This window comes from Dactylosporangium sp. NPDC005572, assembly GCF_040605515.1.
GTDB lineage: Bacteria > Actinomycetota > Actinomycetes > Mycobacteriales > Micromonosporaceae > Dactylosporangium.
The window spans coordinates 1-20752 of the sequence record NZ_JBEXCY010000206.1 but is presented as its reverse complement, the minus strand read 5'-3'; the positions used below and the strand labels follow the sequence as shown (position 1 = coordinate 20752).

General features: G+C 72.0%; 20 protein-coding genes and 1 pseudogene. 19 read left to right on the top strand and 2 right to left on the bottom strand.

What is annotated here, in order from left to right:
* From ABZS66_RS50295 to ABZS66_RS50240, 12 genes are all read left to right on the top strand, one after another.
* Positions 1–840, top strand: an 840-nt coding sequence (locus ABZS66_RS50295) for an ABC transporter substrate-binding protein (RefSeq protein ID WP_354770182.1), incomplete at its 5' end; no start/stop codon positions are given.
* A 55-nt stretch (positions 841–895) separates the two neighbouring features.
* Positions 896–1639, top strand: coding sequence for an ABC transporter ATP-binding protein (locus ABZS66_RS50290; RefSeq protein ID WP_354770185.1), 744 nt, complete (start codon positions 896–898; stop codon positions 1637–1639).
* Entirely contained in the window at positions 1636–2355 is a 720-nt protein-coding gene (locus ABZS66_RS50285; protein WP_354770181.1) for an ABC transporter ATP-binding protein, read from the top strand. The genes ABZS66_RS50290 and ABZS66_RS50285 overlap by 4 nt, the downstream gene beginning before the upstream one ends.
* Positions 2356–2437: 82 nt before the next feature.
* Entirely contained in the window at positions 2438–3325 is an 888-nt protein-coding gene (locus ABZS66_RS50280) for a branched-chain amino acid ABC transporter permease (RefSeq protein WP_354770180.1), read from the top strand.
* A complete protein-coding gene (locus ABZS66_RS50275; RefSeq protein ID WP_354770179.1) occupies positions 3322–4398 on the top strand; it encodes a branched-chain amino acid ABC transporter permease in 1077 nt (358 codons plus the stop codon). Before ABZS66_RS50280 ends, ABZS66_RS50275 begins: the two co-directional genes overlap by 4 nt.
* Before the next feature lie 571 nt (positions 4399–4969).
* Positions 4970–5728 (top strand): ABC transporter ATP-binding protein, encoded by a 759-nt coding sequence (locus ABZS66_RS50270; protein WP_354770178.1) that lies wholly within the window; start codon positions 4970–4972, stop codon positions 5726–5728.
* Complete coding sequence (locus tag ABZS66_RS50265) at positions 5715–6407, top strand: ABC transporter ATP-binding protein (protein ID WP_354770177.1); 693 nt, start codon at positions 5715–5717, stop codon at positions 6405–6407. The genes ABZS66_RS50270 and ABZS66_RS50265 overlap by 14 nt, the downstream gene beginning before the upstream one ends.
* 10 nt (positions 6408–6417) lie before the next feature.
* Positions 6418–7653 carry an ABC transporter substrate-binding protein gene (locus tag ABZS66_RS50260; RefSeq protein WP_354770176.1) on the top strand — a complete coding sequence of 412 codons (1236 nt, stop codon included), beginning with the start codon at positions 6418–6420 and terminating at the stop codon, positions 7651–7653.
* Between the two features lie 14 nt (positions 7654–7667).
* Entirely contained in the window at positions 7668–8540 is an 873-nt protein-coding gene (locus ABZS66_RS50255) for a branched-chain amino acid ABC transporter permease (RefSeq protein WP_354770175.1), read from the top strand.
* Positions 8537–9493: a branched-chain amino acid ABC transporter permease gene (locus ABZS66_RS50250; RefSeq protein WP_354770174.1), complete on the top strand. Its 957-nt coding sequence runs from the start codon at positions 8537–8539 to the stop codon at positions 9491–9493. The genes ABZS66_RS50255 and ABZS66_RS50250 overlap by 4 nt, the downstream gene beginning before the upstream one ends.
* A 161-nt stretch (positions 9494–9654) precedes the next feature.
* Entirely contained in the window at positions 9655–11250 is a 1596-nt protein-coding gene (locus tag ABZS66_RS50245) for an MFS transporter (protein WP_354770173.1), read from the top strand.
* Between the two features lie 47 nt (positions 11251–11297).
* Entirely contained in the window at positions 11298–11933 is a 636-nt protein-coding gene (locus ABZS66_RS50240) for a TetR/AcrR family transcriptional regulator (protein ID WP_354770172.1), read from the top strand.
* A 46-nt stretch (positions 11934–11979) separates the two neighbouring features.
* On the opposite strand, the gene ABZS66_RS50235 is transcribed toward ABZS66_RS50240, so the two are convergent.
* Together ABZS66_RS50235 and ABZS66_RS50230 are read right to left on the bottom strand one after the other, a co-directional pair.
* Positions 11980–13869 carry a helix-turn-helix domain-containing protein gene (locus tag ABZS66_RS50235; protein ID WP_354770184.1) on the bottom strand — a complete coding sequence of 630 codons (1890 nt, stop codon included), beginning with the start codon at positions 13867–13869 and terminating at the stop codon, positions 11980–11982.
* 21 nt (positions 13870–13890) lie between these two features.
* Positions 13891–14685, bottom strand: a complete 795-nt coding sequence (locus tag ABZS66_RS50230) for a 3-hydroxybutyrate dehydrogenase (RefSeq protein WP_354770171.1) — start codon at positions 14683–14685, stop codon at positions 13891–13893.
* A 141-nt stretch (positions 14686–14826) separates the two neighbouring features.
* Between ABZS66_RS50230 and ruvC the strand changes: the two genes are divergently transcribed.
* The 7 genes and pseudogenes from ruvC to ABZS66_RS50195 form a co-directional block, all read left to right on the top strand.
* A complete protein-coding gene (gene ruvC / locus ABZS66_RS50225) occupies positions 14827–15339 on the top strand; it encodes a crossover junction endodeoxyribonuclease RuvC (protein WP_238012254.1) in 513 nt (170 codons plus the stop codon).
* Positions 15336–15944, top strand: coding sequence for a Holliday junction branch migration protein RuvA (gene ruvA, locus ABZS66_RS50220; protein ID WP_354770170.1), 609 nt, complete (start codon positions 15336–15338; stop codon positions 15942–15944). Before ruvC ends, ruvA begins: the two co-directional genes overlap by 4 nt.
* On the top strand, positions 15941–17005 hold the full coding sequence (gene ruvB / locus ABZS66_RS50215; RefSeq protein WP_354770169.1) for a Holliday junction branch migration DNA helicase RuvB: 1065 nt from the start codon (positions 15941–15943) through the stop codon (positions 17003–17005). Before ruvA ends, ruvB begins: the two co-directional genes overlap by 4 nt.
* 159 nt (positions 17006–17164) lie before the next feature.
* The gene (gene yajC, locus ABZS66_RS50210) at positions 17165–17482 is read left to right on the top strand and encodes a preprotein translocase subunit YajC (protein WP_354770183.1); all 318 of its coding nucleotides are present in this window, start codon (positions 17165–17167) and stop codon (positions 17480–17482) included.
* 79 nt (positions 17483–17561) lie between these two features.
* Positions 17562–19397: a protein translocase subunit SecD gene (gene secD, locus ABZS66_RS50205; protein WP_354770168.1), complete on the top strand. Its 1836-nt coding sequence runs from the start codon at positions 17562–17564 to the stop codon at positions 19395–19397.
* Positions 19398–19399: 2 nt separating this feature from the next.
* On the top strand, positions 19400–20566 hold the full coding sequence (secF, locus tag ABZS66_RS50200) for a protein translocase subunit SecF (protein WP_354770167.1): 1167 nt from the start codon (positions 19400–19402) through the stop codon (positions 20564–20566).
* A 61-nt stretch (positions 20567–20627) separates the two neighbouring features.
* Positions 20628–20752 (top strand): annotated as a pseudogene (locus tag ABZS66_RS50195) (adenine phosphoribosyltransferase); the annotation flags it as partial.

Below are 20752 nucleotides of genomic sequence, written 5' to 3'. Positions count from 1 at the left end.
GCCGGGCAGGTGGCCCCGCTCGCCGCGCAGAACAAGGTGCTGTTCATCTCCGGCCCGGCGGCGACCGACGCCATCACCGGCATCAACAAGTACACCTTCCGCTCCGGCCGCCAGTCCTACCAGGACGTGCTGGCCGCCAAGTCGTACCTGCCGTCGCCGACCGGCAAGAAGGTCCTGGTCTTCACCCAGGAGGGCGCGTTCGGCAAGTCCAACGCCGACGCCGTCAAGGCGGTCATCGGCGGGGCCGGCGCGACCGTGGACAACGTGTTCGTCCCGGCCAACGCCACCGACTTCACCGGCTTCGCGGTCCAGGTCAAGAACGCCAAGCCCGACATGGTCTTCGTCGCGTGGGCCGGCACCACTGCCGCCGCCATGTGGCAGTCCCTCGACCAGCAGGGCGTGCTCGGCTCGACACTCGTGGTGACCGGCATCGACCAGCGCGCGTCCTGGCCGACGTTCGGCGCGGCCGGCTCCAAGATCTCGCTGCTCGCGCACTACTTCGACGGCGCCAGTGACAACGAGGCCGTGGCCGCGCTGCGCAAGGGCGTCGACGGCGGCAAGGTCGACCTGTTCCACCCGGACGGCTTCACCGCCGCCCAGCTCGTCGTCCGCGCGGCCCAGGAGGGCGGCGACGACGTCGACAAGATGGTCGCCGCGCTGGAGGGCTACAGCTTCGACGGCGTCAAGGGCAAGCTGACCGTCCGCAAGGAGGACCACGCCCTGCTCCAGCCGATGTTCCAGGGCAAGTTCACCGGCTCCGGCGCCGACCTCAAGCCCGAGCTGGTCAAGGCCATCGACCCGGCCGACGCGACCCCGCCGGTCGCGCAGATGAAGGGCTGAGACGTTGGCCCGTGGCACGTCACCGGTGGCCGGGGCCGACGCCCCGGCCACCGGCCTGCTGTCGACCCGGCGGCTGTCCTGGCGCATCGGCGGGGTCGCGATCGTCGACGGGGTCTCGATCGACCTGGCCGAGGGCGAGTTCCTCGCGGTCATCGGCCCCAACGGCGCCGGCAAGACCTCGCTGTTCAACCTCATCTCCGGGCTGCGCCGGCCGACCGACGGCACGGTGTCGCTCGGCGGGCACGACGTGACCCGGCTGCCGCCGCACCGGCGGGCCCGCCGCGGGCTGGGGCGCACGTTCCAGTCGTCGTCGGTCTTCGGGTCGCTGAGCGTCGCCGCGAACGTGCGGCTCGCCGTGCAGGCCCGCCGGGGCGGCTCGCTGCGCCCGTTCCCGCTGCCGGGCCGCGACCGCGACATCGCCGAGCGGGCCGATCGGGTGCTGTGGCGGGTCGGCCTGGAGCACCGGGCCGGCGCGCTCGCCGGCACCCTCGCCCACGGCGAGAAGCGGAAGCTGGAGATCGCGCTGCTGCTCGCCGGGGAGCCGCGGGTGCTGCTGCTCGACGAGCCGATGGCCGGGGTGAGTACCGAGGACGTGCCCGGGCTGGTCGCGCTCATCAAGACGCTGACCCGCGAGGAGCGGCGCAGCGTGCTCATGGTGGAGCACCACATGGACGTGGTCCTGGACCTGGCCGACCGGGTCGCCGTCATGCACCACGGGGCGCTGCTCATCTGCGACACCCCGGACGTGGTCATGGCCGACCGGACCGTCCAGGAGGCGTACCTGGGGGAGAAGCTGTGACGATCCTCGAGATCTCCGACCTGTCGGTGCGCATCGCCGGCTCGCACATCCTGCAGGGCGTCAGCTTCGGCGTGGCCCCGCAGGGCGTGACCGCGCTGCTCGGGCGCAACGGCGTCGGCAAGACCACCACGCTCAAGGCGGTGCTCGGGCTGCTGCCGCGGGCTGCCGAGATCGCCGGCGAGGTGCGCTTCGCCGGCGGGCGGATCACCCGGCAGCCGACGTACCGCCTGGTCCGCGAGGGCCTCGGGTATGTGCCCGAGGACCGGGGCGTCTTCGCCGGGCTGACCGTGGCGGAGAACCTGCGGCTGGCCGAGCGGGCCGGCGCGGAGCCGGACTACGACCGGGTCCACGCGCTCTTCCCCGAGCTGCGCAAGCGCGCCAGGCAGCGGGCCGGCACGCTCTCCGGCGGCCAGCAGCAGATGCTGGCCATCGGGCGGGTGCTGCTCAACCCGAACCGCCTGCTGCTCGTCGACGAGCCGACGAAGGGCCTGGCGCCGAAGGTGGTCGGCGAGGTCGCGGCGGCCCTGGAGGCGGTCGCGGCCACGGTGCCGCTGCTGCTCGTCGAGCAGAACCTGGCCGTCGTGCGCCGCCTCGCCAGCAACGCCGTCGTCATCGCGACCGGGCAGGTCGCCTACACCGGGCGGGCGGCGGACCTGCTCGACTACACCGAGAAGACCAAGGCGCTGCTGGGCGTCGGGAAGGGAGAGCACGCATGAACGGTCCGGAGCGCAGCGGAGGGGCCGTTCAACAGCAAGCTCAGTTCGAAGGCTCGTGCGGCCGGAACGAAGTGGAGGCCGCATGAGCACCATCGTGCTGCTGACGCTCACGGGGCTGGGCCTGGCGGCCCTGTACTTCCTCGTCGCCTCCGGCCTGGCCCTCGTGTTCGGCCTCGCCGACGTGCTGAACTTCGCCCACGGCCTGTTCCTCTCCGTCGGGGCCTACGGCACCTGGTGGGCCTCCTCGCACCTGCCCGGCGCCGGCGCGTCCGGCTGGGGCTTCGTGCTCTCCGTCGCGTTCGGCGTCGTCTGCGGGACGGTCGTCGCGGCGCTCGTCGAGCTGGTCCTGATCCGGCCCCTGTACAGCAGGACGATCGAGCAGGTGCTCGTCACCGTCGGCCTGTCGCTGGCCGGCGTGGCGCTGCTGCAGGCCTCCTGGGGCGCGGACACGGTGGTGTTCCCGCGGCCGCAGTGGACGCAGGAGCTGACCGAGATCGCCGGGGCGCGGGTGCCCAACGACCGCTTCCTGCTCATCGGCGCGGCCGTGCTGGTGCTGGGCGGGCTGCTGGCGTTCCTGAAGTACACGAAGATCGGGCTGGTCATCCGGGCCGGCGTCGAGGACCGGGCGATGGTCACCGCGCTCGGCATCGACGTGCGGCGCGCCTTCACGCTCGTGTTCGCCATCGGCGGGGCCGCGGCCGCGCTGGCCGGCGCGCTCGGCGGGGTCTACGCCGGGTCGATCTCCCCGACCGGCGGTAGCTCGCTGCTCATCTTCGGCTTCATCGTCGTCGTCATCGGCGGCATGGGCTCGGTGACGGGCGCCGCCTACGCGGCCGTCGCGGTCGGGCTGCTCCAGCAGTTCGTCAACTACACCTCGTCCGGCCTCGGCGACATCTGCGTCGTCGCCCTGCTCGCCGTGGTGCTGCTCGTCCGTCCGCAGGGGATCACCGGAAAGGTCGCCACGTCATGATCGCCGAAACGACCGTGGCGGCGCCGCGCCGGGGGCTGCGGCCGGCCCGCTTCGGCCCGCTCGTGGCCCTGGTGGTGCTGCTCGCCCTGCCGTACTGGAACCTGACGATCCCGGGCGTGTTCGAGACGGCGATCAACAAGCCCGGCACGCTGCAGCTGCTCGCCCTGTGCCTGGTCTTCGGGTCCCTCGCCACCGGCTACGACCTGCTCTTCGGGCGCACCGGCATGCTCTCGTTCGGCCACGCGCTGTACTTCGCCGCCGGGGTGTACGGCACCGACATCCTGGTGACCAAGGCCGGCTACCCGCTGTGGGAGGCGGCCCTGCTGGCCGTCCTGGGCACGGCCGTCCTGGCCCTCGCCCTGGGCGCGATCGCGCTGCGCACCAACGGCATCGCGTTCGCCATGGTGACCCTCGCCTTCGCCCAGGTCGGCGCGATCACCATCGGGCGCAACCCGGGCGGCGTCACCGGCGGCGAGGAGGGCCTGCCGATGGACACGGCGGGCGTCCCGGACGCGCTGGTCGGCGTGAGCAACACGGTCAACCTGTACTGGCTGGCCGTGCTGGTCGCGGTCGTCACCGTCGTCGTCGTGCACTCCATCGCCGCCGCGCCGGCCGGCCGGGTGCTGTCGGCGATCCGCGACGACGAGCGCCGCGTCGGCGTGCTGGGGCTGGACCCGTACGGTTACCGGCTCTTCGCGTTCACCGTGGCCGGTGCCCTCGCGGGCCTGGCCGGGGTCACCTACGCGCTGCTCATCGGCGGCGCGACCCCGCACGTGGCGGCGTCCGACCAGACGCTGACCCTGCTCGTGATGGTGGTGCTGGGCGGCCCCGGCACCCGCTGGGGTCCGCTCATCGGCGGCATGCTGTTCACCTACCTGGACTACCGCCTGGTGGCGTTCGGCAACTCGGAAGCGGTGGACAGCCTGCCCTCGGTGCTCGGCGGCCCGCTGTCCCAGCCGCTGTTCGTGCTCGGCACGCTGTTCATCCTGGCGGTGTACTTCTTCCCCGGCGGCCTGGCCGGCCTGCGCACCCGCCTGGGCCCGCTGTCCCGGATGCTGCCGTCCCGCCGCTGACGCTGTTCGCTTTCCACCGACGTTGGTCGATCCACCCTCATTGTGGGGAGGGTGGATCGACCAACGTGTTCGCGGCGCGGGCCGCAGCCACCGCCGCGAACGCGCCGCCGACCGGGCTGGCCCAACTCGGCGAGGGAGAGTTGCGTTGCCCGGGCCGAGACGGCGATCACCGAGCTTGCGGCCATGATCAAGGGAAACTTTAGGCTGCCCTGGCAGCCAGAAGTTTCCCACGATCATGGACCCGGCATGATCGGGCATCCAGGCGGCGTCGGGTGCGGGTGGCAGCCAGGCCCGCCGGTCGTCGCTCCGCGGCAGCAGGTCCACGCGTCTTCGCCCCGCGCGCGCGGGCCGGCCTCGCCGCGCACAGGCGTTGGTCGATCTACCCACGCGCCGACCTGGGTAGATCGACCAACTTTTTGGTGAACCACAGATGGCCGCCGGACACACTCTCATAGCGGCGAATGTATCGATGAGCTCCATGGCTCCCGGATACCGCGGTCAATAGCGTTCGGCGGAACGCGGCCGGGATGTGGCCGCCGTCACCTCACCGCCGAATCGGGGTGTGTCCACCATGGAGGGATCCGCGCTCGTCGCCACCGGCCTGACCCGCGACTTCCGCGGCTTCCGGGCCGTCGACGGGGTGAACCTCGACGTCGCCGCCGGCAGCGTGCACGCGCTCGTCGGGCCCAACGGCGCCGGCAAGACCACACTGTTCAACCTGCTCACCGGATTTCTCACGCCGACCGCCGGGCGGATCCTGCTCGACGGCGCCGACATCACCGGCCTGCCGCCGGAGCGCGTCGCCCGCCGCGGCGTGGCCCGGTCGTTCCAGATCACCAGCCTGTTCCCGCAGCTGACCGTCCGGGCCCACGTCGAGCTGGCGCTGCAGGGCGGCACCTCGCTCGGCTGGCGGTTCTGGCGCTCCGACAAGGTCCTGGACCGCTTCCGGGACCGCGCCGAGGCGCTGCTCGCCGACGTCGGCCTGGCCGACGCGGGCGAGCAGCTCGCCGGCAGCCTCGCCTACGGGCGCAAGCGCGCGCTGGAGCTCGCCATCGCGCTCGCGCTCGACCCCAAGGTGCTGCTGCTCGACGAGCCGACCGCGGGCATGGGCCTGGAGGACGTCGACCGCACCGTCGAGCTGATCGGCGCCGTCCGCGCCGGCCGGACCGTGGTGCTGGTCGAGCACAACATGAGCGTCGTCGGGCGGCTGGCCGACAAGGTCACCGTCCTGCAGGCAGGGAGGGTGCTCGCCGAGGGCCCGTACGACGAGGTCCGCGCCGACGACCGGGTCGTCGAGGCCTACCTGGGGAGTGCCGATGCTGCGCATTGACGGGCTGTCCGCCTGGTACGGCGAGGCGCAGGTGCTGCGCGAGGTCGGCCTCCATGCGCAGGCCGGCGAGGTGGTCACCCTGTGCGGGCGCAACGGCGCCGGCAAGACCACCCTCCTGCGCTGCGTCATGGGCCTGCACAGTGGACAGTCCGGCGCCGTCGTGCTGGCCGGCACCGACCTCGGCAAGGCCAGGCCGCACCAGCGGGCCCGCAAGGGCCTCGGCTGGGTGCCCGACGACCGCGGCGCCTACGCGACCCTCACCGTCGCCGAGCACCTCGCCCTGCCACCGGTCGTCGGGCCGGACCCCTGGCCGCTGGAGCGCATCCACGAGGCCTTCCCCGCGCTGTACCAGCGCCGCACGAGCCCGGCCACCAAGCTCTCGGGCGGCGAGCAGCAGATGCTCGCCCTGGCCCGGGTGCTGCGCATGGGCGCCACCGTCCTGCTCTGCGACGAGCCGACCGAAGGGCTCTCGCCGCTGCTCGTCGGGCAGGTCGGGGACATCCTGCGGCAGGCCAAGGCGCACGGCGTGACCGTGCTGCTCGTCGAGCAGAACCTGCGCTTCGCCACCACCGTCGCCGACCGCCACTACCTGCTCGCCGAGGGCCGGATCGCGGGGACGTTCGGCAACGCCGAGGTACAGGAGCGCGAATCCGAACTCCTCGCACATCTGGGAATCTGAAGGAGACCTCATGCGCAAAGCCATGATCCTGGCCGTGTGCGTCACGCTCGCCGGGTGCGGCGGGGGCGGACCCCGCGGCGACTCGGGCAGCAAGCTCACCGGCGACAAGATCGTGCTGGGCGTCCTCAACGACCAGTCCGGCGTCTACGCCCAGCTGTCCGGCAAGAACTCGGTCGAGGCCGTGAAGATGGCGATCGAGGACTTCACGGCGAAGTACGGCGACAAGGCCGTCACGAAGAACATCACCGTGGAGACGGCCGACCACCAGAACAAGCCGGACGTCGCCAACACCCGGGCCAGCGAGATGTACGACCGGCAGGGCGTCGACGCGATCCTCGACGTGCCGACGTCGTCGGCCGCGCTCAAGGTCGCCGACGTCGCGAAGGCGCAGAAGAAGCTGTACTTCAACATCAGCGGCGCGACGACCGACCTGACCGGCAAGTCGTGCAACAAGTACACGTTCCACTACGCCTACGACACCGCGATGCTCGCCAACGGCACCGGCACCGCGGCCACCCAGGCCGGGGCGAAGAACTGGTACATCGTGTACCCCGACTACGCCTTCGGTCAGGACATGGAGAAGTCGTTCAAGGCCGCCGTCACCAAGGGCGGCGGGACGGTCATCGCCAGCGACCCGACCCCGTTCCCGAACGACAACTTCTCCACGTTCCTGCTCAAGGCGCCGACGCTGAACCCGAAGCCGGACGTGCTCGGCACCATGCAGGCCGGCGCCGACCTGGTCAACCTGGTGAAGCAGTACAACGAGTTCAAGCTGCGCGACAAGGGCGTCGGCCTCGCCGTCGGCCTCATGTTCCTCACCGACATCCACTCGCTGACCCCGGACGCGCTCGCGGGCACCACGTTCACCGACGCGTGGTATTGGAACTTCGACGCCGAGAACCGCGCCTGGGCCGACAAGTTCGCCGCGCGGACCGGCGGCCAGCGGCCGACCTTCGCCCACGCGGCCAACTACTCGGCGGCGCTGCAGTACCTGGAGGCGGTCCAGGCGGCCGGCACCGACGACGCCGACGCGGTCGTCAAGCAGCTGGAGGGCAAGAAGGTCAACGACTTCTTCCTGCGCAACGGCGAGTTCCGGGCCGCCGACCACCGGGTGCTGCACGACGCCTACCTGGCCAAGGTCAAGCCGGGCAGCGAGGTCAAGGAGCCGTGGGACTACGAGCAGATCGTGAAGACCATCCCGGCCCAGGAGGCGTTCCGCGCCCCGTCGAGCGACTGCAAGCTGTAGCGGGCCCGCGAGCCATGGGCTTCGTCACCTACACGTTCAACGGCCTGGTCGGGGGCAGCTTCTACGCGCTGCTCGCCCTCGGCCTGGCCGTCATCTTCGGCCTGCTGCGCGTGGTGAACTTCGCGCACGGCGCCTTCTACATGCTCGGCGCCTTCGGGGCCTACCTGCTGCTCACCGAGTTCGGCGTGCCGTTCTGGGTGGCGCTGCCGGTGGTGCCGGTCGTGCTGGGGCTGCTGGGCCTGCTGCTGGAGCGCACCCTCATCCGGCGCCTGGCCAGCCTCGACCCGCTGTACAACTTCCTGCTCACCTTCGGGTTGACGCTGATCCTCCAGGACGTCGTGAAGTCCCGCTACGGCACCCAGTCCAACCCCTACGGCGCACCGGCCGGGCTCGGCGGGACGGTCGACTTCGGGCTCTTCGACTTCCCGGCGTACCGCGTGTTCGTCTTCGGGGTCGCCGTCGGGCTCTGCGTCGCCGTGTGGTGGCTGCTCAGCCGCACCCGGGTCGGCCTCGTGGTGCGGGCCGGCACCGAGCGGCCCGAGCTCACCGGCGCGCTCGGCATCGACGTCGGGCGGTGGATCGCGCCGGTGTTCGGCTTCGGCGTGGCCCTCGCCGGGCTGGCCGGGGTACTCGCCGCCCCGATGCGGGCGGTGCACCCGCTCATGGGCGCCGACCTCATCATCGGGGTCTTCGCCGTCGTCGTCATCGGGGGGCTCGGCTCGGTCTTCGGGTCGGTCGCCGCCGGCTTCGGCATCGGGCTGCTGCAGGCGTGGAGCGAGGCGTACGCGCCGGCGCTGCTCGCGCAGATCCTCATCTTCCTGGTGATGGCCCTGGTCCTGCTGTTCCGTCCGGCCGGGCTGTTCGGACGTGAGGAGTCACCGGCATGACGGCGCTGATCCTGTCCCGGGTCCGGACACCCGCCTGGCTGGGCTGGGCCGTCCTCACCGCCGGCGTGCTCGGCGCGCTGTGGCTGCCCAACGGGCTCTACCCGGCGGTCGCGGTCGACATGCTCTGCTGGGCGCTGTTCGCGGTCGCGATCGACCTGCTGCTCGGCTACGGCGGGCTGCTGTCGTTCGGCCATGCGGCGTTCTGGGGTACCTCGGCGTACACCGCGGGGATCATCGCCGCCCGCCTCGGCACGCCGTTCCCCGTCGCGGTGCTCGGCGGGGCGCTCGCCGCGGCCGCCCTCGCCGTGCCGATCGGCTACCTCGCCGTGCGGCGCACGGGGATCTACTTCGCGATGGTCACCCTCGCATTCGCGCAGATGGTGTACTTCGTGGCCAACGAGTGGTCGGGCATCACCGGCGGGGAGAACGGCCTGCAGAGCGTGCCCCGGGAGCTGTTCGGGCTGGACCTGTCCGACCCGTACTACTTCTACTACGCGGCCCTGCCGATCGCGGCGCTCGGCCTGCTGCTCGCCTGGCGGGTCGTGCACTCGCCGTTCGGGCGGGTGCTCACCGCGGTGCGGGACAACCCGGCCCGGGCCCGCGCGCTGGGCTACCCGGCCCACCGCTACAAGCTGGTCGCGTTCGTGCTGTCGGCGTTCGTGGCCGGGCTCGGGGGCGGGCTGTTCGCGGTCGCGCACGGGTTCGTGTCGCTCGACGTCGTGCACTGGACGACGTCGGGCAAGGGCGTGGTGCTCGTCGTGCTCGGCGGCATCGGCACGCTGTGGGGCGGCGTCGTCGGCGCCGCGCTGGTGGTGAACCTGGAGGACCAGCTGTCGCAGGCCGGGTTCACGCTCATCGGGCTGGTCACCGGCGGGATCTTCGTCGTGGTGGTGCTGCTGTTCCGGAGGGGAATCTGGGGGACGGTGACGCAGCTGCTGCGCAGACGGCTGTGACGGCGCGCACAATATGATACGAGACGGTTCCGTATCGCATCCCGGAGGTCTAGCGTTCTCCGTGTGATACGGAACTGTTCCGTATCGTATCTTCTCGGATCGGTCGGGGCCTTCGGCTCCTGACCTGTGATCCAGCGTTCCGTCTCAGGGGGAGCACCATCGTGGACGCAACCACCCAGGCACCACCCAACACCGGACATCCCCGCCGCTGGGCCATCCTCGGCGTGCTCGTCATCAGCCTGCTCGTCGTCGTGCTCGACAACACCGTGCTCAACGTCGCGATGCGCACGATCGCCGACCCGAAGCACGGCCTCGGCGCCACGCAGAGCGAGCTCGAGTGGGCGATCAACTCGTACACCCTGGTCTTCGCCGGCCTGCTGTTCACCGCCGGCATCCTGGCCGACCGGCTCGGCCGGCGCATCACGCTGACCGTCGGCCTCGCGCTGTTCGGCATCGCGTCGCTCGTCTCGGCCTACGCCGACACGCCGGACCAGCTCATCGGCGCCCGCGCGCTCATGGGCCTCGGCGCCGCGGCGGTCATGCCGGCCACCCTGTCGATCATCGCCAACGTCTTCGACCCGCGCGAGCGCGGCCGCGCCATCGGCGTGTGGGCCGGCGCGGTCGGCCTCGGCGTGGCCATCGGCCCGATCGTCGGCGGCCTGCTGCTCGAGCACTTCTGGTGGGGCTCGGTCTTCCTCATCAACGTCCCGATCGTGGTCGCCGGCGTCATCCTGGTGCTGTCGCTGATCCCCGAGTCGCGCGACCCGAAGCCGGGCCGCATCGACATCGTCGGCGTGCTGCTGTCCATCGTCGGCCTGACCCTGCTCACGTACGGCGTGATCGAGGGTGGCGAGGACGGCTTCGGCGCGCCGAAGGCGTGGGGCACGCTCGTCGCGGCGGCCGTGGTCCTGGCCGGGTTCATCGTCTGGGAGCGGAGCATCGCGTTCCCGTCGCTGGACGTGCGGCTCTTCGCCAACCGGCAGTTCTCGGCCTCGACCGGCATGATCGGCCTGGTCTTCTTCGCGGCCATGGGCGCCATGTTCTTCAGCGCCTTCTACCTGCAGCTCGTCCGCGGCTACGGCCCGCTGGCCTCCGGCGCCCTGTTCGTGCCGTTCGCGGTCGGCCAGATGGTCTTCGCCCCGCGCAGCGCGGCGATGGTCAAGCGGTTCGGGCCCAAGGCGGTCAGCACCGTCGGCCTGCTGCTCGTCGCGGCCGGCCTGGCCGGCTGGATCTTCATCCAGGTCGACACGCCGATCTGGGTCGTGGGCGCGCTGTTCTTCGTCATGGGCGTCGGCATGGCCAACGTGATGCCGCCCGCGACGGAGGCGATCATGTCCGCGCTTCCCCGTGAGAAGGCCGGCGTCGGCTCGGCCGTCAGCAACACCATCCGGCAGGTCGGCGGTGCCCTCGGCGTGGCCGCGCTCGGCGCCGTCATCAGCTCCTACTACCGCGACGGCATGGGCTCGGCCGCCGACGGCCTGCCGGCCGCCGCGCAGCACGTCGCGCGTGAGTCGATCTCCGGTGCGTACGGCGTGGCGGAGCAGGCCGGACCGGCCGGCCCGGCGCTGATCGGGCAGGCGAACGACGCCTTCATGAGCGCCATGCACTACGCCTCGGTCGGGTCCGCCGTCTTTGCCGTCCTCGGCGCGGTCGTCGCCCTGATCTGGCTGCCGGGCAAGCGCCCGGCCACCGCTCCCGCCCCGTCCACGGCCGAGAGCATGGCCGAGGAGCAGGGCATCGAGCTGGTGGATGCGTGACGGATCGTCAGTGGATCTGATGTGAAAACTCGGTAACAATGGAAACCATGACGACGGCAAGCGTGGATTCGCGGCCACACGCGGCGGATGCGGCGGCCGACCAGGACCGCAAAGGTCCCGGCCGGCCCCGCAGCGCCCGGGTCGACGAGGCCATCGTCGAGGCGGTCTATGACCTGCTCAGCGCCGGCCAGAGCGCGGACGCGATCTCGATCGAGGCGATCGCCGCCAAGGCCGGGGTGGGCAAGGCGACGGTCTACCGGCGCTGGCCCAACAAGGAAGCGCTCTTCATCGACGCGGTGACGATGATGAAGGGCTCGCTGCCGGAGCCCCGCGGCGAGTCGGTCCGCGACGACCTGATCATGCTGCTGCAGGCCATGAAGAACAAACGCATGGAGCAGTACGGGCGGGTGACCGCCTGCCTCCTGCCGGAGCTCGTGAAGAGCGCCGAGATGCACCGGGTCTACCAGGCGGCGATCGAGCCCCGCCGCAACGTCATGCGGCAGGTGATCCAGCGCGGCATCGAGACCGGCGAGCTGCGGGCCGATCTCGACGTCGAGCTGACGCTGCTGATGCTGTCCGGGCCGAACCTCGCGCAGAACATGCTGAACTGGAACCCCAACGTGCCGTCCGAGGGCTTCGCCGAGAAGCTCGTGGACGCGGTGCTGCGGGGGATCGCGGCCTAGCGACTGCTTTGCCGGTCGCGTTCGCCAGTCCCGTGGCTTTGTTTCGCTAGTCGCGGAGCTTGTGGAGCCGGAGTGCGAGCTGGACCTCCAGTGCGCGCTCCGGCTTCTGCCAGTCGGCGCCCAGCAGCTGCCCGATGCGCTCCAGCCGCTGCGTGACCGTGTTGACGTGCACGTGCAGCAGCTCCGCCGCGCGGGCCAGCGAGCCGCCGACCCCGAAGTACGCCTCCAGGGTCTTCACCAGCGCCGTGCCCCGGCGGACGTCGTAGTCGACGACCGGGCCGATGGTGGCGTCGAGGAACGACACGACGTCGCGGTCGCGGCCGTCGGGGGCCGAGCCGAGCAGCAGGCCCACGAAGCCCAGCTCGGCCGTGCTGGCCCCGGTGCCGGTGCGGCCCAGGGCGGTCAGCGCGGTGACGCAGCGGTCGGCGTCGCGGTAGGCCCCGGCGATCGCCGTGGGGCCGGTCGCCGGGCCGCCGGCACCGGCCGTGACCGGGCGGCCGAGGAGCTTGCCGAGGTCGCGCGCCACGGCCCGGGCGGCCGGGCCGGCCGCCTCGCCGGGCAGCAGCAGCACCACGTGCCCGTCGCGGGCGGCGGCCAGGCCGGACCGGGTCCGGGCGTAGGTCTGGGCCCAGGAGACCGCGCGCTGGCGGGCCGAGCCGGCGGCCAGCGCGTCTTCGCCGATCGCGATGACGACGTTGGGCGCGTCGAGGTCGACGCCGAGGCGCTTGGCCCGGGTGCGCAGCGCGTCGGCGTCGCGGACCGGGCGGGTGATGACGTCGTCGAGCAGCTCGCCGCGCACCCGGCCCTCGGCCTCGGCGACGGTGCGCTGGAACAGCTGCAGCAGCGCGGTGACGACCGCCGCCCGCTCCAGGATGCGCTGGTCGGCGTCGACGAGCGGGCGGTCCGGGCGCAGCACCAGCGTGCCCAGGTTCTCGGCGCCGGCGACGACCGCGGCCACCCACAGCGGCCCCCGGCGCACGCTGCGCCCCTCGGTCCGCGACGCGGCCAGGGCCTCGGCGATCGCGCTGGCGTCGGGCTGCTCCAGGTCGCCGACGAGCGCCAGGCGGCGGCCCTCGGCGTCGAGGACGAGCAGCGCGCCGCCGAGCACCTCGGTGACGACCGCGGCGACGTCCTCCACCCCGGCGCCGCGCAGCACCAGGGCGGTCATCCGGTCGTGGGCGGCGGCGGCGCGCTCCACCGAGTCGCTGTGCGCACGGACCATGCCGTTGGCGGCGGAGAGCTCCTCCAGGGCGGCCCGGGTCTCGCCGAGCAGCCGCGCGGTGTCGATCGCGACCGCCGCGTGCGCCGCCAGGGACACCAGCAGCGAGACCTCCTCGCGGGCGAACGGCCGGGCCGAGCGGTTCGCCGCGTACAGCACGCCGATGATCCGTGAGCCGAGCCGCAGCGGCACCCCGAGGATCGCCACCAGGCCCTCCTCGCCGACCCCGGCGTCGATGTCGCCGGTGTGCCGGAAGCGGGCGTCGCGCGGGTAGTCGGCCGTGACGTACGGGCTGCCGGTCTGCGCGACCAGCCCGCCGAGCCCGGCGCCCATCGGCAGCCGCAGCGCCTGGAAGTGGGCGGAGATGGAGCCGTCGGTGACCCGCATGTAGGTGTCGCCGCGCTCCTCGTCGTTGAGCGTCATGTAGGCCACGTCGGCGCCGAGCAGCGTGCGGGCCCGGTGCACGATCGCCGCGAGGACGGCGTCGAGGTCGCGCAGCCCGGCGAGGTCGCTCGCGGTGTCGAACAGGCCGGAGAGCTCCTCCTCGCGGCGGCGGCGCCGCTCCAGCAGCGCCCGCACGCGCAGGGCGACGACCTTCGCCTCCTCCAGCTCGGCGACGTGGGCGGGCGGGAGGCCGGCGGTGCGGGCGGCGATGAGCGGGCCCTCGAACTCCACCGGCGCGGCCTCCCGCGCCAGCAGCTCGAGGAACTCCAGCATCGTCGTCACCCACCCATCATCTCAGTGCGCGGTCCAGCCGCCGTCGATCGAGACGGAGGTACCGCTGATGAAGCTCGCGACGTCCGTGCAGAGGTAGGCGACGAGCTCGGCCACCTCGCCGGGCTCGATGAGCCGCTTGATGGCCGCGCTGGTGAGCATGATCTTCTCGACGACCTCGGACTCGGGGATGCCGTGCGTGGCCGCCTGCGCGGCGATCTGGCCCTCGACCAGCGGGGTGCGGACGTAGGCCGGGTTGATGCAGTTCGACGTCACGCCGTGCGGCGCGCCCTCCAGGGCGACCGTCTTCGACAGCCCCTCCAGGGCGTGCTTGGCGGTCACGTAGGCGGCCTTGAACGGCGAGGAGCGCAGCCCGTGCACCGACGAGATGTTCACGACCCGGCCCCAGCCGCGCGCGTACATGTGCGGCAGCACCCGGCGGACCAGCCGGAACGGCGCCTCCACCATCACCGTCTGGATGTACGCGAAGCGCTCCGGCGGGAACTCCTCCAGCGGCGACACGTGCTGCAGGCCGGCGTTGTTCACCAGGACGTCGGCGTCGAAATGGCCGGCGAGCGCCTGCTCGGCGGCGTCCGGGTCGGACAGGTCCGCCACGACCGGCACCGCACCGGTCTCCTCCGCGAGGAGCTTCACCGGCTCGGCGTCGCGGTCCACCACGACGACCCGCGCGCCGGCCGCGGCCAGCCGCACGGCCACGGCGCGCCCGATGCCGCTGCCGGCTCCGGTCACCAGGGCGGTCCGGCCACGCAGGTCCAGGGCGACCACCCGGTGTGGCGTCTGGGGGTGCGGCGAAGTCATGGCGGGAAACGTACGAGCCTCGGCCCGCCCGTCCCATGGGGTCCGGCCACATACCTTCGCCCCACTCGATGTGTGTGTCGGTTCGCTGGTACCCCGGGCGCGTCGGCTAGGGTGTCGAACACACGTATGAGAGGGGTGCCGGTGCGGGTGCTGGGGGTCGACCCGGGGCTGACCCGGTGCGGCGTCGGAGTGGTCGAGGGACTGCCGGGCCGGCCCTGCCGGCTGGTCCACTACGAGGTCGTCACCAGCGACCCCGGCCTCGACCTGGCGCACCGCCTGCTCGGCCTCGACGAGCGGCTGGCCGTCCTGCTGGCCGAGCACCGGCCGGAGTCGGTCGCCGTGGAGCGGGTGTTCAGCCAGCACAACGTCCGCACCGTCATGGGCACCGCGCAGGCCGGCGCCGTCGCGATCCTCGCCGCGGCCCGGGCCGGGCTCCCCGTGCAGATGTACACGCCGAGCGAGGTCAAGGCCGCCGTGAGCGGCAACGGGCAGGCTGACAAGGCCCAGGTGACCGCCATGGTGACCCGCATTCTCAAGCTCGACGTGGCGCCGCGCCCGGCCGACGCCGCCGACGCCTTAGCCTTGGCCATCTGTCATGTCTGGCGTGGCGGTACGCGGGACCGCATCGCCGCCGCCGTGAGGAGGGCCCGATGATCGCCAGCGTCCGCGGCAAGGTCGTGGCGGTGTCGCCCGAGGGGGCGGTGATCGAGGTCGGCGGGGTCGGCCTCGCCGTGCAGTGCTCGCCGCACACCATCGCCGACCTGCGCGTCGGGCAGGAGGCCCGGCTGGCCACCTCGCTGGTGGTGCGGGAGGACTCGCTGACCCTCTACGGGTTCGCCGACGACGACGCCAAGCAGCTGTTCGAGCTGCTGCAGACGGCGTCCGGGGTCGGGCCGCGGCTGGCCCAGGCGGTGCTCGCCGTGCACCCGCCCGACGTGGTGCGCCGGGCGATCGCCGGCGGCGACACCTCGACGCTGACCCGGGTGCCGGGCATCGGCAAGAAGGGCGCGGAGCGGCTCGTGCTGGAGCTGCGGGACAAGATCGGGCCGTTCGGAGGCGACGGCGCGGCCCTGATCGGCGTCGGTGCCGGCGCGGTCTGGGCCGACCAGGTCCGGCAGGCGCTCATCGGGCTCGGCTGGACGCAGCAGCAGTCCGACCAGGCGGTGGCGGCGGTCGCCGAGCAGCTCGACGGCACGACCGTGCCGCCCGTGCCGGTCCTGCTCAAGCAGGCCATCCGGATGCTCGGGACGATCCGGTGACGGATCCGCTCGTATCGGCCTACGCCTCGGCCGAGGACAGTGCCGCCGAGCAGAGCGTGCGGCCGCGGCGGCTCGCCGAGTTCGTCGGCCAGCACCGGGTCCGCGAGCAGCTCGACCTGCTGCTGCAGAGCGCCCTGCGGCGCGGCAGCCCGCCCGACCACATCCTGCTGTCCGGCTCGCCGGGCCTGGGCAAGACCACGCTGGCCATGATCGTCGCCGCCGAGCTGGGTGCCGGGCTGCGGCTGACCAGCGGGCCGGCGATCGAGCGGGCCGGCGACCTGGCCGCCGTGCTCACCAGCCTGTCGCAGGGCGACGTGCTGTTCATCGACGAGATCCACCGCATGGCCCGGCCGGCGGAGGAGCTGCTGTACAGCGCGATGGAAGACTTCCGCGTGGACGTCGTGGTCGGCAAGGGCCCCGGCGCCACGGCCATCCCGCTCGACGTGGAGCCGTTCACGCTGGTCGGCGCGACCACCCGCAGCGGCCTGCTCACCGGGCCGATGCGCGACCGGTTCGGCTTCGTCGGCCAGCTCGACTTCTACGACCCCGAGGAGCTGGAGCAGGTCATCGTCCGCTCGGCCCGGATCCTCGACGTCCCGATCACGGACGAGGGATCCGTGGAGATCGGCCGCCGCTCGCGCGGCACCCCGCGGATCGCCAACCGGCTGCTGCGCCGGGTCCGCGACTACGCCGAGGTGCGCGGCACCGGCGTGGTCGACCTCGCGGCGGCGCGGGCCGCCCTGGCCGTGTACGACGTCGACGAGCTGGGCCTCGACAAGCTCGACCGGGCCGTCCTCACCGCCCTGATCAGGGCCGGCGGCGGGCCGGTCGGCCTCTCCACGCTCGCCGTCGCGGTCGGGGAGCAGCCGGACACGGTCGAGGAGGTCTGCGAGCCGTTCCTGCTGCGCACCGGTCTGCTCGCCCGCACACCCCGTGGTCGGGTCGCCACCGCGGGTGCATGGCGGCATCTTGGCCTTCCAGTTCCCGCTGGTACCGTCGGGGGCGGAAATCCCGCGGGCGGCTCGTCGCAGATGCCCGATCTGTTCAGCTTGGAGCCGTAGCTCCCAGCCTGTCGTGATCGGACCGTGACGGACGCCGGTCTGCGTGGCGTCCGACACACCGACTAGACTCGCCGCGATCCGCTGCGCGGACCCCATGACCTCAACCGGAAGGCCACCATCGTGTATAACGCCGAGCAGGCTTCAGGCGGCGGCAGCGGCTTGTTCACGATCCTCCTCTTCGGAGGTTTCTTCGTCCTGATCTACTTCCTCATGATCCGCCCGCAGCAGAAGCGCCGCCGCGAGGTCGAGAACATGCAGTCGGCCATGGGTGTCGGGGACGAGATCGTCACCGTCGGCGGGCTCTACGGCGTGGTGCGGGGAATCGAGGACGACACGGTGCTGCTGGAGATCGCGCCGGGCGTTACCGCCAAGTACGCCCGTGCCGCCATCGGCAAGGTGAGCAAGAAGGCTGCCGGCGACGACGAGGCCGCCGGTGAGGACGAGGCGCCGGTCGACCCCGCCCGCGACGCCGACTGACCCACCCGCAGCCGCACACACGTGAAACATTCACGCCGCGCGAACCCCGCCGGCGTTACCGCAGGGAGACCCGAGAGCCGTGGCACAACCTCAGGCACCGATGCGCCCGAGCCGCTCACTCGCCGTCCTCGCCGTCATCTTCATCGCCTTCGGCCTCTTGACGTGGTTCGGCGGCAGCGGTGGCTGGCGGGACCGGCTGGAGCCGAAGCTCGGTCTTGACCTGATCGGCGGGACGACCGTCACGCTGCAGGCGAAGACCGACAACGGGCAGGCGCCCTCGCGCGACCAGATGGAGACCGCCCGCCAGATCATCGACAACCGGGTCAACGGCCTGGGTGTCGCCGAGGCGGAGGTCGTCATCGAGGGCGACAACAACATCGTCGTCTCCCTGCCGGGCAAGAGCGACGACCGGCTCAAGCAGGTCGGCCAGACCGCGGAGCTGCGCTTCCGCAAGGTGCTGACGCAGACCGGCGACACCGGTGCCGGGACCACCTCGGCGTCGCCGTCGGCGTCGGGCTCGGGCTCCGCGGACCCCTCGGGCTCCGCGGCTCCGTCGGCCTCGGGCTCCGCCGCGCCCTCGGCCTCGACCTCGGCGTCGGCCAGCGCGCCGGCCTCGGCGTCGGCCTCCGCGCCCGCTTCGGCGCCGGCCTCCGCGTCGCCGTCGGCCTCCCTGCTGCCGGGCGTCGCCGAGCGCCGCGCCGCGGTGCAGCAGAAGCTGGGCGAGTCGCTGTGGGCGGCCGCCATGGCCGAGCAGGCCCCGATCGACTTCAGCCAGGACCCGGTGAAGGCCGAGCAGTACAAGCCGTTCGAGAGCCTGACCCCCGAAGAGGTCGCCGCCCTCCCGGCGAACATGCAGTACAACATCCCCTACGTGAACTGCGACAAGCTCAACAAGCGGCCGGTCGGCTCGATCCGCAACCCCGACGAGCCGGTCGTCGCCTGTGGCCCCGACGTGAAGTACCAGCTCGACGTGGCCAAGGTGCTCGGCACCGACGTCTCCAAGGCCGACTCCGGGATCAACCCGCAGAACAGCAAATGGACCGTCAACCTGTCGTTCAACAGCGACGGCCAGGACCGCTGGACCAACCTCACCAAGGAGGCCTACAACGGCGGCACCAGCCCGTCGCAGGTCGCCGTGGTGCTGGACAACGAGGTCGTGTCGGCCCCGACGATCCAGAGCGTGATCCCCGGTGACGCCGAGATCAGCGGCACGTTCACCAAGTCCGAGGCCCAGCTGCTGGCCAGCCAGCTGCAGTACGGCGCGCTGCCGCTGTCCTTCCAGTCGCAGGACGCGCAGAGCATCTCGGCGACCCTGGGCAGCTCGCACCTGAAGGCGGGCGTCCTCGCCGCCGGCATCGGCCTGCTGCTGGTCGTGCTCTACTCGTTCTTCTACTACCGGCTGCTCGGCGGCGTGATCATGATCAGCCTCGTGCTCTCCGGCCTGCTCGTCTACATGGCGCTGGTGATCCTCGGCCGGCAGATCGGCTTCACGCTGACCCTGGCCGGCTTCGCGGGCTTCATCGTCTCGCTGGGTGTCGCCGCCGACTCGTTCGTCATCTATTTCGAACGGCTCAAGGACGAGATCCGCGAGGGCCGCAGCCCGCGCAGCGCGGTGCCGCGCGCCTGGGTGCGGGCCCGCCGCACGATCATCTCGGCGAACACGATCACGCTGCTCGCCGCGGCGATCCTGTACTTCGTGTCGATCGGCTCGGTGAAGGGCTTCGCCTTCGCCCTGGGCGTGGCGACGATCCTCGACCTCGTGGTCGTGTTCCTCTTCCGCCATCCGATCATGACGCTGTTCGCGCGCAGTAAGGCATTCTTGTCACCACGGGTCAGCGGCCTCGGCCGCGTGCTGGAGCAGCGTCCGACGGACGCCGCCCCGACCACCCGTCGCAACCGCCCGAAGGAGGCCTGACGATGAGCGGCGGCATCGCAGCACGGCTCTACCGCGGTGAGGCCGGCCTCAACGTCGTCGGCCGGCGCAAGATCTGGTTCATGGTCGCTGGGATCGCGGTGCTCATCGCGGTCGGGAGCATGTTCGTGCGGGGCTTCACGCTCGGCATCGAGTTCGAGGGCGGCAACCAGTTCAACGTCCCGGTGAGCGTCGGCACGCTCGAAGAGGTCGAGCAGGCCTTCGGCGACGCCGGGGTCGAGGTCAAGACCGGCCAGACGGTCGGCGACAGCCAGTACATCATCAAGACCGAGCTCATCAACGACGTCGCCCGCCAGACGGAGATCAAGGACGAGGTCGCCCAGAAGTTCGGCATCAACGCGACCCAGATCAGCGACAGCGCCGTCAGCACGTCGTGGGGCGGCCAGGTCACCAACAAGGCCGCGCTGAGCCTGGTCATCTTCCTGGCGGCCGTCCTGGCGTACCTCGTGTTCCGGTTCGAGTGGCGGATGGCCGTGGCGGCGATCGCGTCGCTGCTGCTCGACCTGGCGCTCACCGGCGGCGTCTACTCGCTGGTCGGCTTCGAGGTCACCCCGTCGACGGTCATCGGCTTCCTGACGATCCTCGGCTTCGCGCTGTACGACGTGGTGGTGGTGTTCGACAAGGTCCAGGAGAACACCAAGGGCATCACCGGCTCCAACAACACGACGTACGGCGAGGCGGCCAACCTCGCGGTCAACCAGACGCTGATGCGGTCGATCAACACCGGCCTCGTCGCCCTGCTGCCCGTCGGCGGCCTGCTGTTCATCGGCGCCGGCCTGCTCGAGGCCGGCACGCTCAAGGACCTCGGTCTCGTGCTGTTCATCGGCATGGGCGTCGCGGTGTACTCGTCGATCTTCTTCGCCACGCCGGTCCTGGCCGAGCTCAAGTCGCGCGAGCCGCGGCTGCAGGCGCACGCCCAGCGGGTCGCGGCCCGTCGGACGGCGCTCGCGAAGGAGCAGGCGCGCGCGACGGCGACGGCGCCGGTCGACAGCGACGGCGTGCCGATCGGCGGCGCCAAGGCCGAGCGCCCGGTCAACCCGGAGCTCGCCGGCGCGGCACCCCGCCCGGGCGCCCGTCCCGCGGCCCGTCCCGGCGCCGGCAAGCGCCCGCGGGCCGGTGGACGGCCGGGTGGCGGCAGCGGTCGTCGCTGATCCCTTTGGTTTACTGGCACGGGCGTCGCGGTCGCGGCGCCCGTGCCGTTTTGCGTGAGGAGTGCGGGTGGAGATCTCCGAGCTGGTCGCGAGCAAGGTTCTCGACGTGCCCGACTTCCCGAAGCCGGGCATCCTGTTCAAGGACCTGATGCCCCTGTTCGCCGACGGGCCGGCGTTCGGCGCGGC

Excerpts from the sequence above, each read along its gene's own strand:
- ABZS66_RS50250 (WP_354770174.1), top strand. The coding sequence starts at position 8,537 with ATGACGGCGCTGATCCTGTCCCGGGTCCGGACACCCGCCTGGCTGGGC.
- ABZS66_RS50270 (WP_354770178.1), top strand. The coding sequence starts at position 4,970 with ATGGAGGGATCCGCGCTCGTCGCCACCGGCCTGACCCGCGACTTCCGC.
- ABZS66_RS50230 (WP_354770171.1), bottom strand. The coding sequence starts at position 14,685 with ATGACTTCGCCGCACCCCCAGACGCCACACCGGGTGGTCGCCCTGGAC.
- ABZS66_RS50280 (WP_354770180.1), top strand. The coding sequence starts at position 2,438 with ATGAGCACCATCGTGCTGCTGACGCTCACGGGGCTGGGCCTGGCGGCC.
- ABZS66_RS50255 (WP_354770175.1), top strand. The coding sequence starts at position 7,668 with ATGGGCTTCGTCACCTACACGTTCAACGGCCTGGTCGGGGGCAGCTTC.
- ABZS66_RS50240 (WP_354770172.1), top strand. The coding sequence starts at position 11,298 with ATGACGACGGCAAGCGTGGATTCGCGGCCACACGCGGCGGATGCGGCG.
- secF (WP_354770167.1), top strand. The coding sequence starts at position 19,400 with ATGAGCGGCGGCATCGCAGCACGGCTCTACCGCGGTGAGGCCGGCCTC.
- ABZS66_RS50260 (WP_354770176.1), top strand. The coding sequence starts at position 6,418 with ATGCGCAAAGCCATGATCCTGGCCGTGTGCGTCACGCTCGCCGGGTGC.
- ABZS66_RS50275 (WP_354770179.1), top strand. The coding sequence starts at position 3,322 with ATGATCGCCGAAACGACCGTGGCGGCGCCGCGCCGGGGGCTGCGGCCG.
- ruvA (WP_354770170.1), top strand. The coding sequence starts at position 15,336 with ATGATCGCCAGCGTCCGCGGCAAGGTCGTGGCGGTGTCGCCCGAGGGG.
- ABZS66_RS50265 (WP_354770177.1), top strand. The coding sequence starts at position 5,715 with ATGCTGCGCATTGACGGGCTGTCCGCCTGGTACGGCGAGGCGCAGGTG.
- ABZS66_RS50235 (WP_354770184.1), bottom strand. The coding sequence starts at position 13,869 with ATGCTGGAGTTCCTCGAGCTGCTGGCGCGGGAGGCCGCGCCGGTGGAG.